Here is a 12,173-nt window from a genome sequence, read left to right on the forward strand (position 1 = left end):
TACGGATTAGCCATGTCGTTGGCCTGCTCACGCTCCTTGTTTTTCATGGCTTTCACCGCTGGGGCAGTGGCCCTGGGAGCTTCTTATTACCTTGAATACGCGGTAGGCCTGCGGCCATGCAGTCTGTGTCTGGTGCAGCGCTTGTTCCTGAGTGTGCTCACCCTGAGCTGCGGGCTTGCAGCGGTGCACGGGCCGCGTAGCGCCGGATTGGGGTTCTATTGGACCTTTGCGCTGTCCGCCAGCCTTGGCGGGACGACAGCGGCATGGCGCCAGGTTTTGTTGCAGGGGGACTTCGTCAATCAACTGGTCAGCTGCTCACCGCAGCCCGAAGAGTTGTTCAGTAGCGTGCCTTGGTTATGTGCGTTGGTGCGGATGTTCAACAACACGGCCGATTGCGCAGAAATGTCCTGGACGCTGTTCGATTTGAGTATCCCGGAATGGAGCCTGCTGTTCTTCGTGGGGGTTTCGATGCTCGCCGCATGGCAGTTGCTGGGACTGGCGTGGAGCGCTCTGCAACGACCACTTAGCGGCGAACGGTCGCACCATGCCCTGATCCGGGATTAAACACTTGTATGAACTTTGTCGTCTGCGTACCTTGATGCTATAGGCGCGCGGGCATAATCTGGCCCGCACGTGTCATTGGAATTATGTTGCTCGATGACGCTCTGCCCGGTCGCCCCCCGAACCACAAGAGGGGTGCGGGTGTAGAGCAGCATGACCCACAAGGGAAGAGAGATCGCCATGCTCGAAAGTTGTCAGAATGCTCAGGAACGTTGGGGTGGAGTTCATCTGCTGATCGACCGCTGGTTGCAGGAGCGCAACGGTCTTGTTACAGCCTACGACTCGCTCGGCGCCAAGCCTGAAACCTTGAGTGAAAGCCGCAAGCCATTGCAGGAGTTCTGCGGTGTGCTGGTTGATTACGTATCAGCCGGGCATTTCGAGATCTATGAACAGCTTACTGGCGAAGCCAAGGCGTTCAACGATAAGCGTGGTCTGGAACTCGCCGAGACTATTTACCCGCGTATCGACGTGATCACCGAGAAGCTGCTGGCGTTCAACGATCTGTGCGACGAAGGCAAATGCGTTGCCGAGAAATTCAAAGAGCTGGGTGGCCTGCTTCACGAACGCTTCGAACTGGAAGACTGCCTGATCGAAGTGCTGCACACGGCTCACAAGGAAAAGGATGCAGTTCAGGCTTGAACCGCTTCCCGCAAGACCTCGAAACGGTGCGCCACGGCGCACCGTTTTTCGTTTGTGCGATCAGCTGGCGCCGCGTAATTCGACTTCAAATACCAGCGGTGTGAATGGCGCAATCAGGTCACCGGCACCGTCGGCGCCATAGGCCTGATCCGATGGAATCACCAGACGCCACTTCGCGCCGACCGGCATATTCTGCAACGCGGTGCGCCAGCCGGCGATCACGCTGTCGAGGCTGAACCATTGCGGTTGAGTGTTCTGATCGAACACCGTGCCATCCGGCAAGCGACCGACATACAGCACCTGCACTTTTCCATCAGGGCCGGCCTTGGCGCCGGTACCTGGTGTGAGTTCGGTCAGCAGGATGCCATCGGCCAGTTCCTTCACACCTGGCTTGGCTTTTTCTGCGGTGAGAAAACGCTGCTCGTTTTCCATCGCCGCCTCACTCGAAGGCTGCGACGTGTGCTCGGCATTTTGCGATTCGTGGTCGGCGAGGATCTGTTCGATTCGTGCCTCGCTCAATGTCAGTGGCTTGCCTTGATAAGCCTGCTGCAAACCTTCGATCAGTGCCTGAATCTGCAATTGCGGAACCTCCTGACGCAGGCGTTCGCCAAGGCTGGCGCCGAGGCTGTAGGCCAGATCATGAGCATCGTTCGGCGTGGTTTTTTCGTCAGCGTGGGCTGCGGAAAAAATCATGCAGAGGGATAAAAAAAGGTAGCGCGACATCGGCACTCTCCGTCCTGAGATGCGGTGGATTATGCCAGCGCGAACGTCTGCAACGGTGAACTGCTTTCGACTTCAGGCAGAACATTTTCACTTCGTTGCAACGCAAGCGTTTCGATACTGTCAACATCACCTAGCGGCGGTAGCAGCAGAGGTCTAGTATGAGCCGCACTCACGTCAGCCAGGAGGTAAACCATGTCGGCCACCAAGAAGCCTGTAAATACTCCGTTGCACTTACTCCAACAACTCTCGGGCAGCCTGCTCGAGCATTTGGAAACCGCTTGTTCCCAAGCCTTGGCTGATGCTGAAAAACTGCTCGCCAAACTGGAAAAGCAACGCGGCAAGGCACAAGAGAAACTGCACAAATCCCGCACCAAATTGCAGGACGCAGCAACCGCCGGTAAAGCCAAGGCACAGACCAAGGCCAAAGGCGCAGTGAAAGAACTTGAAGACCTGCTCGACGCGCTGAAGGATCGTCAGTCCGACACCCGCAGCTACATTCTGCAGCTCAAGCGCGATGCTCAGGAAAGCCTGAAGCTGGCGCAGGGCGTGGGTCGCGTGCAAGAGGCGGTGGTCAAGGCGTTGTCTTCCCGTGCGGCTAAACCAGCTGCCCCGGCGAAGAAAGCTGCAGCCAAACCAGCGGCGGCAAAAGCACCGGCGAAAACCGCTGCGGCCAAGCCTGCTGCAAAAGCTCCAGTGAAAGCAGCGGCCAAACCTGCTGCGAAACCAGCTGTGAAAAAAGCCGCAGCAAGTGCTGCAAAACCGGCTGCCAAAACCACCGCCGCCAAACCTGCGGCTGCCAAATCGGCCGCGGCAAAACCGGTTGCTAAAACCGCAGCAAAACCTGCTGCAAAACCAGCAGTGCGCAAAGCTGCTCCAGCGAAAACTGCTGCCGCCAAACCAGCCGCTAAACCGGCTGTAAAAGCTGCCGCCAAACCCGCTGTAAAACCGGCCGCCAAAACTGCCGCAGCAAAACCTGCTGCCAAGGTTGCCGCGAAGCCAGTCGCCGCGAAGCCAGCAGCGAAACCAGCCGTTAAGCCTGCTGCAAAAGCAGCTGCCAAGCCGGCTGCAAAACCTGCCGCCAAACCAGCAGCCTCGGCAAAACCAGCTGCCGCTGCCGCCAAGCCTGCCGCTGCCAAGCCGGCCGCCAAGCCAGCAGTAAAACCGGCTGCAAAACCAGCGGCAAAACCTGCCGTGAAAAAGCCGGTTGCTGCCAAACCAGCCGCCGCCAAACCAGCTACAGCGCCAGTCGCCAAGCCAGCGACTTCGGCACCGGCCGCTGCTCCAGCCGCTTCTACCTCGACCACCACGACTGCGCCAACGCCAGCCGCTGCGTCGAGCGTCGCCAGCAATCCGACCAGCGCTTCCTAACTGCCGGTCACCGCGGCGCGCAGCACTTGCAGCGCGTCGCGGTTCGGGTTGGCGCCCATGCCAGCCAGATTCTCCAGCCATTCCTTACACGCTGACGCCTCGTTCGACGGCCATTCCAGCGTTGCCTGTTGCAGTTGCCACAGCAGATGCCGCTCGGCTTCCAGCTCCAGTGCTTTCATTTGTTCACGCAGTTTCTTGAGGACCGGGTCATCATTGGCCAGGGTTTTCCACTGAGTGCGCAAGGCACGCAATGGCTGCACAACCTCCATATCCCAAGGTTCAACCAACGCTTCAAGTTGCCGCACGCGCTGTTCGTCGCAGGCTGTGCCGCGCTGTTCCAGCCATAATCCGCAGAGCAGCAGGCACACGTTGGCCCCCGCCGATTGCAGCTGCAGGCAAGCGTGTTCCACGCCCGGTCGGGCGTAAGTGGCAAGGGAAAAACTCCACAGGTCAGAGGACATCGTGCTTCTCGCGCCAGTTGCGAGCGAAGCTGGTAGACTCCGCCGCCATTATGATTCGACTTCAGAACCTGACTTTACAGCGTGGCCCGCAACGTCTGCTAGAAGACGCCGAGCTGACCCTGCACGCCGGCCATAAAGCCGGCCTCATCGGTGCCAACGGCGCCGGCAAATCCAGCCTGTTCGCCTTGATTCGGGGTGAGCTGCACCCGGACTCGGGTGATTGCTACTTGCCGGCCGACTGGCGTATCGCCCATATGCGCCAGGAGATCGAGACGCTTGAGCGTCTTGCCGTCGACTATGTGCTCGATGGTGACCTGCGCCTGCGTGAGGTGCAACGTGATCTTGCCGTTGCCGAAGCAGCCCACGACGGCACCGCTCTGGCCCGCCTGCATGCGGAACTCGACAGCGCCGACGGCTACACCGCCGATGCGCGAGCGCGCAAACTGCTGGCCGGTCTCGGCTTCACCAATGAGCAGATGGACCGTCAGGTCGGAGATTTCTCCGGTGGCTGGCGGATGCGTCTGAACCTGGCGCAGGCATTGATGTGTCCTTCGGACCTGTTGCTGCTCGACGAACCGACCAACCACTTGGATCTCGACGCGATCATCTGGCTTGAGGACTGGTTGAAAAACTATCCCGGCACGCTGCTGTTGATTTCTCACGACCGCGACTTCCTCGACGAAGTGGTTGATCACGTGGCGCATGTCGATCAGCGCAAAATTACCTTGTATCGCGGCGGCTACAGCGCGTTTGAGCGTGCCCGTGCCGAGCGTCTGGCCCAGCAGCAACAGGCCTACGAGAAGCAGCAGGTGCAACGTGCACACATGGAAAGCTACATCGCCCGCTTCAAGGCCCAGGCCACCAAGGCCCGTCAGGCGCAGAGCCGGATCAAGGCGCTGGAGCGCATGGAAGAGCTGTCCGCCGCCCACGTCGATTCGCCGTTCGACTTCGTGTTCCGCGAGTCGACCAAGATCTCCAGCCCGCTGATCGATCTGTCCGATGCGCGTCTGGGTTATGGCGACAAAACCGTGCTGGAGAAGGTCAAGCTGCAACTGACCCCCGGCGCGCGCATCGGTTTGCTCGGCCCTAACGGCGCCGGTAAATCGACCCTGATCAAGAACCTTGCCGGCGAGCTGGAACCGCTGGCCGGGCGCCTGACCCGTGGCGAGAACACCGTGGTCGGCTATTTCGCTCAGCATCAGCTCGACTCGCTGGACTCCAAGGCCAGCCCGTTGCTGCACTTGCAGCGTCTGGCTCCGGGCGAGCGTGAGCAAACCCTGCGCGACTTCCTCGGTGGTTTCGACTTCCGTGGTGCGCGCATCGACGAACCGGTACTGAATTTCTCCGGTGGCGAAAAGGCCCGCCTGGCGCTGGCGCTGATTGCCTGGGAACGGCCGAACCTGTTGCTGCTCGATGAACCGACCAACCACCTCGATCTGGAAATGCGCCTGGCGTTGACCATGGCGTTGCAGGAATTCAGCGGCGCGGTACTGGTGGTCTCTCACGATCGGCATTTGCTCAAGAGCACCACCGACAACTTCTTCCTGGTCGCGGACGGCAAGGTCGAAGAGTTCGACGGCGATCTTGAAGACTATGCACGCTGGCTGGTGGAATACCGCCAGCGCAACGCCCCTGTCAGCAATACGCCGGTGAATCCGGACAAGACCGACAAGAAGGCTCAGCGTCAGGCTGCCGCTGCGTTGCGTCAGCAACTGGCGCCGCACAAGCGCGAAGCCGACAAGCTCGAAGCCGAGCTGGGCAAGTTGCACGAGAAACTGGCGAAGATTGATGCCAGTCTCGGCGACAGCTCCATCTACGAGCCTGCGCGCAAGAACGAATTGCGTGATCTCCTGGCCGAACAAACCAGGCTGAAAGTGCGCGAAGCCGAGCTGGAAGAGTCCTGGATGGAAGCGCTGGAGTTGCTCGAAAGCATGCAAGCGGAGCTGGAGGCACTGTCCTGATGGATGCCTTCAAGCTGCCATTGCCGGCGGTGTGGATCGAGCCGATCTGGCTCGGTGTGCAGATTCTGCTGATCCTGCTGGCCGGTTATCTGGCCCAGCGCTTTGTCGCCAAAGGCCTGACCCGCCTCGGCGAGCGCTATCCGTTTCCGCCACAACTGCTGATGCCGCTGCGTGGTGGTTTGCGCTGGCTGATCATGGGCAGTGCACTGATCTTTGTGCTGGAGCGTCTCGGGGTATCGGCGACGGTGCTGTGGACGGCGCTGTCCGGTTTCGTTGCGGTGGCGGCGGTCGCGTTCTTCGCGATGTGGAGTGTGTTGTCGAACCTGCTCTGCGCGATTCTGATCTTCACCGTCGGGCCGTTCCGCCTCGGTGATGTGGTCGAGTTGGTCGACACCACCGACAAGCCCGGGGTCAAAGGGCGGGTGGTCGCGATCAATCTGCTGTACACCACGCTGATCGAAGCGGAAGAACTTGGCACCGGCAGCGCCATGGTGCAGGTGCCGAACAGCTTGTTTTTTCAACGCTCGGTGCGGCGTTGGCGCGGGACTGATGTGTTCCCTTCGAGTGGTTTCGAGAAGTAAGTTTCCAACAAGCAAGATCAAAAGATCGCCGCCTTCGGCAGCTCCTACAGGGGATCGTATTTCCATGTTGGAGCTGCCGAAGGCTGCGATCTTTGCTTTTGGCCCCAAACCGCATTAGCTTGGACGTCTGTCACGATTCTGAGTCGAGGTGTGCGATGGAGCTTCAAACATGGCTGGCGTTCTTCGCTGCCTGCTGGGTGATCAGTCTTTCCCCGGGCGCTGGCGCCATTGCGTCGATGTCCAGCGGTCTGCAATACGGCTTCTGGCGCGGTTACTGGAACGCCCTGGGCCTGCAACTGGGCCTGGCTTTGCAGATTGCAATTGTCGGCGCCGGCGTAGGCGCGATCCTTACTGCATCGGCCACCGCATTCCACGCGATCAAATGGTTCGGCGTGGCTTACCTCGTGTACCTGGCGATCAAGCAATGGCGCGCGCTGCCCATGGACATGAGCGATGACGGCGCAGTGCGTCCGATCGGCAGGCCGCTGGCGCTGGTGTTCCGTGGCTTTCTGGTGAACATCAGCAACCCCAAGGCGTTGATCTTCATGCTTGCGGTGCTGCCGCAGTTCATCAATCCGCATGCGCCACTGCTGATCCAGTATCTGTTGATTGGCGTGACCATGATCTGTGTTGATCTGGTGGTCATGGCCGGTTACACCGGACTGGCATCCAGGGTGCTGCGTCTGTTGCGGACACCGAAACAGCAGAAACGCATGAATCGCACGTTTGCCGGGCTGTTCATTGGTGCGGCGGCGTTTATGGCGACGTTGCGCAGGGCTGCGGTCTAAAGTTTGCGGACACAAAAAAAGGCGACCTGTTCAGGTCGCCTTTTTTCTGCCCGCAGGCTTTTGTGGTTGGCTCTTGTGGCGAGGGGATTTATCCCCGTTGGACTGCGCAGCAGTCCCGTCTCCGGGGCCGCTACGCGTCCCAACGGGGATAAATCCCCTCGCCACAGGGTGTCATTCCAACGGCTAGTGCAAAATCACCGGCGCAGTATCACGCGGCAGGTTGTTGCGCTGCGGTGCCTCGCGAGGCTGTTCGTAGCCGTTGCCACCGAGCTGTTGGCTCAGTTGCGCGGCCACGTCTTCACCCAGTGCCTTGGACACCTCACGCACCACCCGTGGGCGGTTCAGCGAGATCTTGATGTCGCGGTGGTTCACCAGTTTGGTGTCTTGACCTTCGCCCATCGCCGTGAAGGCCGAAGTGATCTCGTACGTCTTGGTGTTGATCAGGCTGAAGTCCGCCACCAGCGTCAGTGCCAGCACGGCTGAATAGCTGTCGGTGTTCGCCAGCTCGTTCATGTCCTGGGTGAAGTCGATGTCCGACACGGTGCCGAACAGCACATAGTCGGCGCCCTTGAAGTTGCCGGCCTTGATCCGCTTGATCACGTCGTAGACGTCACCCTTGGACGAAGCGGTGTACGGCGTGCCCTGCACCAGCTGGAACATGCCGGTACGGAGCATTTCACCCTTGATGTCGCCGGTGAATTTACGCAGTTCGCCTTGCTCGATGTAGCTGGTGGTGGCTTCGATCTCGTTGTAGCTCGAAGAGCCACTTGCACTGTAGTAACCCTCGCGGTGATTGCTCTGGGCCGAAACGATGTGGATGTATTGCTCCACACGTTCCTGATACGCCAGATCCGTCACTGCGACTTTCGGGGCCGCTTGCGCGCTGAACGCGCAAGCCAGGGCCATCATGCCAATCCATGTGCGCATCGATTAACGCTCCGTGGTTTTGCGGATCTCTTTTTCGTCCATCCACTCGGCCAGACCGCTTTCGACGTCGATCAATTGCAGGCTGAATTTGTAGAAGACGTCTTTGTAGTCGCTGCTGCGCTTGACGATCGAGCTGATCGAACCTTCGATGCGGTACTTGGCAGCGATCATGTTGCCAGTCTTGGCCACGGTGCTTTTTTTGTACAGACCGCTCTGGTTTTGCAGCTTGAGCTGGTCAACCTGGCTCTGCATGGCAGTGTTGTCGCTGGCGAAGCGGGCAACGCCGGTCTTCATCAACTGAGTCTTGATGCTGGTGGTGATTTCGCGGGTATCGATGTACTCGCTGGTCTTGTTCTTCACGTCGTAGACCTGAACCACCGGACGGCCCTGCAGAATGCCGGACTGGGCCAGCGAGCGGGTCATCGACTCGGCGATCATTTGCAGATCGGTCGAACCGAATTCGTTGGTCACGGTTTCAACCGCTTTGGTGTCGCCGTAGCTGATGTTCTTGCTGCCCAGAGTCGGCGAAGTGTTGGCGCAACCGGAGGCCAGCAGGGCGAGGACAGCGATGAAGGAAAAGCGTGCAAACATGGGAGTGCTCTCTGAATCAGGAATAGGGTGGCGTGCTTAAGGCTTCTTGAGTTCCAGACGGAAGTCCACGGCTTTAGGGGTCGGCGCGATGCCTTGGATGAAGCTGGTCTGCGCGCCATACATCATTTGGCTTTTCCAGACTTCTTCTTCGGCGATCGGGAAACCTTCCGGGCCAAGCCAGGCGAAGCGGTAGTAGAACGTCTTGTTGCTGTTGAGCGTATTGGTCAACTGCACATTGACGGTCATGAAGCCGTTCTCACGGGCAACGCGCATGGCGCCGACCGCGATGTGCTTCTGCGGGCCCATGGCCACGACCTTGCTCGCGGCACTGCCGGGCTCCGGTGGTGGCGGGGTGGCGCAGCCGGCCAACAGGGCCAGGGCGACAACGGCGATGAGTTTGAAGCGCATGCAAAGACTCCGTTCTTAAGGTTGTTTGAGGCTGGCCACGGCAGTCGGGCTGGCGCTCGGGATGACATGAGCGGCAACGCCGCCGGCGAAAACCTGATTGCCCACGGCACGCAGGCTGATCACCTGATAACGCTGGTCGACGGTGATCTTGACCAGCGAGCCGCCCACAGCGCTCGGCAGGGTGACTTGGTGTTCACCTTTCTTCAAGCGCAGACGCACCACCTGAGTATTGTCCGGCAGGGTGCGCCACGTACGGGTATCGGCACCTTCGAGCACAGCTGAAGAAATACCCACTGCCAGCCCGGCCAGCGGATTGGTTTCGTTGATCTTCTTCTGCGCCACACCTTTGGTGATCGCCCGCACGGTGGTGCGCAGGATGATTCCCGGCATGTCGTCACGCAGGGCGCGGCGGGACATGGCGGTGGTGCTGTTGAGCGCGGTCAGGTCCAGTTGCTGGCCATCGACACCAATCTGCGCGAACGGCGCGGTGCTGGTGTCTGGCTTGATCACCGGGAACGACAGCGGAGTGATCACTACATTGTTGGAAATCGGCAATGGCAGCGGAATGCGGATCGAGTCGCGGGACGGCGCCAGACCGCTTTGCACGACGATCAGGATGTCGCTGTCATCAGACTTGCTCGGCTTGTCGAGATCGATCAGCGCCTGTTCCAGCAGTTTGGTGTTCGGACGCAGTTCGGCAGCCTTGCGATAGCCCGGCGCGGCGAGGTCTTTTTCACCCAGGGCTTCGTAGACGAAACCGGCCAGGTAATGGCTGAACGCACTCTGGTAGCTGTTTTTCAGACCGACCACTTCCGGCGCATCGAGACTGGCAACCGGATAGCCTTGCAGATCCTTGTACTGGGTCTTGACGCCTTCTTTCTCGGCCTCTTCTTCGCTCTTGAGGTATTCCTTGTCGCGCAGGTCGGCGATCACCGCTTCACGTTCGTGAGTCTTCTTGATCGCGGTGCGGGCGCCATCGAAGTCATTGACCGCCAGCAGGTTCAGGGCCATTTGCGTGGTCAGCATGACTTTTTCGTAGTCGTAGCCTTCGTAGCGACGGACCTTGTCGTTGACGATAAAGCTGCCGAACTGAGCGAGGTATTTACCGGTGTCGAGCTTGACCGAGTCTTCCCACTGGCCAACCACCTGATCGGCATGACCCCAGGCATTCTGGCTGCCGGACAAGTCACCCTTGGCGCGCAGCAGTTCACCTTTCTCGAAGTAATAGAGCAGGTCTTTGTCTGGGCTGGTGTTGTTCTTTTCCAGCAGTGTCAGAGCGGCGTCAACGTTGCCGGAAGCCAGTTGCTGGTTGGTCTGGGCCAGTTCGGAGTCGTAGTTGCGAAACGCTGAACAGCCGGACAACAGAGTGACGGCGCTGAGCGCGATCAGAGTGGGAGCGCGGAATGCCATGGGGGTACTTCTTCCCTGAGCTTGAAACTGCATCAGCCGCCTGTGCTGGTCGGGCTGGTGTGACCCATCGACAGTGGCGCTGGCCTCCTGCCAATTCCTCATAACCAGAGGAGCTTTTATGCCATATCGCGATAGCGAGGGCGCGGCATTATAAGCGAGCAATACTGGCCATGTAATAGCTTTTTAATTGCACTGGTTAGTTATGTGCCATTACTGGTCGATTCCTGCGGTTTTGCCCGCTAATGGCAATTCGGGCAGAACCAGTGCCGGTCCTATATAAAAATCCTGGCCGCGGAAAATCCGCAGGTAGAACACCTGATGCGGCTGATCGACGCGTACCGTGAAGCCGTCTTCGGCCCGGTAGTAGGGGAAACGCAGGCGGTGCAGGCCTTTCTTCAGGCGCAGTCGGGCGACCAGGGTTTTATCCGGCAGGGTGCGCCAGGTACGCGTGTCAGCCTCTTCGAAGGGGTCTTTCTCTGTGACCACCAGCGAAGCCTTTTCCGGGTGGCGTTCGTTCTCCTGAGCCTGACTGATGGCGGCCATGTTGGCGCGAAACATCGCGCGAGAAATGATTGCCGGCATGTCATCGCGCAAGGTGCGCATGGCCATGTCGGTGACGCTGTTGATCATGGTCAACGGTTGTTGTTTGCCGTCAACCAGGAGGTAGGTCACCGCTGGCGTGAGGGTGTCGGGCACCATCACCGGGAACGAGATCGGGGCGACAATCGTCAGGTTCTCGTTCAGCCGCACCGGAATCGGCACCTGCACCGAACTGCGCGCCGGGGCAAAACCGCTTTGCACAACCACAAGGATCTCGCTTTCATCGTCTGCTGGCGGCGGCTTGTCGAGATTGCGCAAAGCCTTCTCGAGAAACGCTACGCCCGGGCGCAACTCGATGGCCTGACGATAACCCGGTGCCGCAAGACCGCGTTCGCCCAAGGCTTCATAAGTGAAACCGGCCAGATAATGGCTGAACGCACTTTGATAGCCGTTCTTCAGTTCAACCACTTGCGGGGCGTCGAGGACGGCGACCGGATAGCCTTGCAGATCCTTGTAGTGCAGCTTGATCCCTTGGTTTTTGGCCTGTTCTTCGGCTTCTTCGTATTGCCGTTCGCGCTGGCGGGCAATCAGGGTTTCGCGTTCGTGGGTTTTCTTGATGTCGGCGCGGGCACCGTCGAAATCGTTGTCCGCCAGTTGGTTGAGGGCCATTTCCGTGGTCAGCATGACCTTTTCGTAGTCGTAGCCGTCGTAGCGCAGCAGCTTGTCGTTGACCAGCATGGTGCCCATTTCATTGCCGAAGCGGGTCAGCAGTTTCATGGCGCCAGAAGGGTCGGCCTCTTCGCGCTGGAAAATCATCCGGTCAGCCGTGCGCCAGGCTTCCTGGCTTTTTGGCAGGTTGGTACCGGCGCTGAGAATGGCGCCTCTTTCCAGGTAATACAGCAGATCCTTGTCTTCCCAGGGATTGTGCAGCTTCAGCAGGTAGAGCGCTTCGTTGAGCTCGCCTTTCGACATTTCATCGATGGTCTGCTGCATCTCCTGATCGTAATTGCGGTAGGCGGCGCAACCGGCCAATTGCAGGATTGCCCCGAGCAGCAGTAAGACCAGCAAGCGATGGCGCATGGAGGCTGTTTCTTCCTTGAACGAAACGGGCGAGAAGGTGGCGCATTATAGAGATGGATAATGGCCCTGTGCTGCGATGTTTTTGCTCTGTTATATGTTTGAAAAGTGCACTAATCACGGTGTTAAGGGGGCAGG

The 12,173-nt window shown here is 59.2% G+C and carries 13 protein-coding genes; 6 read left to right on the forward strand and 7 right to left on the reverse strand.

The window, feature by feature from the left end; all coding sequences use genetic code 11:
- The first annotated feature begins 12 nt into the window (after positions 1–12).
- Both ACTWLJ_RS08135 and rsd read left to right on the forward strand, forming a co-directional pair.
- Positions 13–564: a disulfide bond formation protein B gene (locus ACTWLJ_RS08135; protein ID WP_445180482.1), complete on the forward strand. Its 552-nt coding sequence runs from the start codon at positions 13–15 to the stop codon at positions 562–564.
- Positions 565–741: 177 nt separating this feature from the next.
- Positions 742–1,200 carry a sigma D regulator gene (rsd, locus tag ACTWLJ_RS08140; RefSeq protein WP_401212867.1) on the forward strand — a complete coding sequence of 153 codons (459 nt, stop codon included), beginning with the start codon at positions 742–744 and terminating at the stop codon, positions 1,198–1,200.
- Between the two features lie 60 nt (positions 1,201–1,260).
- On the opposite strand, the gene ACTWLJ_RS08145 is transcribed toward rsd, so the two are convergent.
- Complete coding sequence (locus ACTWLJ_RS08145; RefSeq protein ID WP_445180483.1) at positions 1,261–1,923, reverse strand: FKBP-type peptidyl-prolyl cis-trans isomerase; 663 nt, start codon at positions 1,921–1,923, stop codon at positions 1,261–1,263.
- Between the two features lie 192 nt (positions 1,924–2,115).
- Here ACTWLJ_RS08145 and ACTWLJ_RS08150 point away from each other — a divergent pair, with 192 nt between their 5' ends.
- Complete coding sequence (locus tag ACTWLJ_RS08150; RefSeq protein ID WP_445180484.1) at positions 2,116–3,291, forward strand: AlgP family protein; 1,176 nt, start codon at positions 2,116–2,118, stop codon at positions 3,289–3,291.
- Here the strand turns inward: ACTWLJ_RS08150 and ACTWLJ_RS08155 are convergent.
- On the reverse strand, positions 3,288–3,752 hold the full coding sequence (locus tag ACTWLJ_RS08155) for a TIGR02444 family protein (protein ID WP_445180485.1): 465 nt from the start codon (positions 3,750–3,752) through the stop codon (positions 3,288–3,290). The genes ACTWLJ_RS08150 and ACTWLJ_RS08155 overlap by 4 nt on opposite strands.
- Before the next feature lie 50 nt (positions 3,753–3,802).
- Between ACTWLJ_RS08155 and ACTWLJ_RS08160 the strand changes: the two genes are divergently transcribed.
- The 3 genes from ACTWLJ_RS08160 (at position 3,803) to ACTWLJ_RS08170 (ending at position 7,082) form a co-directional block, all read left to right on the forward strand.
- Entirely contained in the window at positions 3,803–5,713 is a 1,911-nt protein-coding gene (locus ACTWLJ_RS08160) for an ATP-binding cassette domain-containing protein (protein ID WP_445180486.1), read from the forward strand.
- Positions 5,713–6,294: a mechanosensitive ion channel domain-containing protein gene (locus ACTWLJ_RS08165; protein ID WP_401212855.1), complete on the forward strand. Its 582-nt coding sequence runs from the start codon at positions 5,713–5,715 to the stop codon at positions 6,292–6,294. Before ACTWLJ_RS08160 ends, ACTWLJ_RS08165 begins: the two co-directional genes overlap by 1 nt.
- A gap of 155 nt (positions 6,295–6,449) precedes the next feature.
- Positions 6,450–7,082, forward strand: coding sequence for a LysE family transporter (locus ACTWLJ_RS08170; protein ID WP_445180487.1), 633 nt, complete (start codon positions 6,450–6,452; stop codon positions 7,080–7,082).
- Positions 7,083–7,265: 183 nt separating this feature from the next.
- Here the strand turns inward: ACTWLJ_RS08170 and ACTWLJ_RS08175 are convergent, their stop codons facing one another.
- The 5 genes from ACTWLJ_RS08175 to ACTWLJ_RS08195 form a co-directional block, all read right to left on the reverse strand.
- Complete coding sequence (locus ACTWLJ_RS08175) at positions 7,266–8,009, reverse strand: penicillin-binding protein activator LpoB (protein ID WP_445180488.1); 744 nt, start codon at positions 8,007–8,009, stop codon at positions 7,266–7,268.
- A 3-nt stretch (positions 8,010–8,012) separates the two neighbouring features.
- Positions 8,013–8,600, reverse strand: coding sequence for a penicillin-binding protein activator LpoB (gene lpoB / locus ACTWLJ_RS08180; protein WP_401212848.1), 588 nt, complete (start codon positions 8,598–8,600; stop codon positions 8,013–8,015).
- A 36-nt stretch (positions 8,601–8,636) separates the two neighbouring features.
- Complete coding sequence (locus ACTWLJ_RS08185; protein ID WP_445180489.1) at positions 8,637–9,008, reverse strand: DUF1425 domain-containing protein; 372 nt, start codon at positions 9,006–9,008, stop codon at positions 8,637–8,639.
- Between the two features lie 15 nt (positions 9,009–9,023).
- Entirely contained in the window at positions 9,024–10,418 is a 1,395-nt protein-coding gene (locus ACTWLJ_RS08190; RefSeq protein ID WP_445180490.1) for a COG3014 family protein, read from the reverse strand.
- A 210-nt stretch (positions 10,419–10,628) separates the two neighbouring features.
- Positions 10,629–12,038, reverse strand: coding sequence for a COG3014 family protein (locus tag ACTWLJ_RS08195; protein ID WP_445180491.1), 1,410 nt, complete (start codon positions 12,036–12,038; stop codon positions 10,629–10,631).
- Between the last annotated feature and the right edge of the window lie 135 nt (positions 12,039–12,173).

It is taken from the genome of Pseudomonas sp. McL0111, assembly GCF_052567255.1.

Bases quoted from the DNA above. Each gene is read 5' to 3' on its own strand.
- ACTWLJ_RS08185 (WP_445180489.1), bottom strand. From the start codon at position 9,008: ATGCGCTTCAAACTCATCGCCGTTGTCGCCCTGGCCCTGTTGGCCGGC.
- ACTWLJ_RS08135 (WP_445180482.1), top strand. From the start codon at position 13: ATGTCGTTGGCCTGCTCACGCTCCTTGTTTTTCATGGCTTTCACCGCT.
- ACTWLJ_RS08195 (WP_445180491.1), bottom strand. From the start codon at position 12,038: ATGCGCCATCGCTTGCTGGTCTTACTGCTGCTCGGGGCAATCCTGCAA.
- ACTWLJ_RS08170 (WP_445180487.1), top strand. From the start codon at position 6,450: ATGGAGCTTCAAACATGGCTGGCGTTCTTCGCTGCCTGCTGGGTGATC.
- ACTWLJ_RS08150 (WP_445180484.1), top strand. From the start codon at position 2,116: ATGTCGGCCACCAAGAAGCCTGTAAATACTCCGTTGCACTTACTCCAA.
- lpoB (WP_401212848.1), bottom strand. From the start codon at position 8,600: ATGTTTGCACGCTTTTCCTTCATCGCTGTCCTCGCCCTGCTGGCCTCC.
- ACTWLJ_RS08160 (WP_445180486.1), top strand. From the start codon at position 3,803: ATGATTCGACTTCAGAACCTGACTTTACAGCGTGGCCCGCAACGTCTG.
- ACTWLJ_RS08145 (WP_445180483.1), bottom strand. From the start codon at position 1,923: ATGTCGCGCTACCTTTTTTTATCCCTCTGCATGATTTTTTCCGCAGCC.
- ACTWLJ_RS08190 (WP_445180490.1), bottom strand. From the start codon at position 10,418: ATGGCATTCCGCGCTCCCACTCTGATCGCGCTCAGCGCCGTCACTCTG.
- rsd (WP_401212867.1), top strand. From the start codon at position 742: ATGCTCGAAAGTTGTCAGAATGCTCAGGAACGTTGGGGTGGAGTTCAT.
- ACTWLJ_RS08165 (WP_401212855.1), top strand. From the start codon at position 5,713: ATGGATGCCTTCAAGCTGCCATTGCCGGCGGTGTGGATCGAGCCGATC.
- ACTWLJ_RS08155 (WP_445180485.1), bottom strand. From the start codon at position 3,752: ATGTCCTCTGACCTGTGGAGTTTTTCCCTTGCCACTTACGCCCGACCG.
- ACTWLJ_RS08175 (WP_445180488.1), bottom strand. From the start codon at position 8,009: ATGCGCACATGGATTGGCATGATGGCCCTGGCTTGCGCGTTCAGCGCG.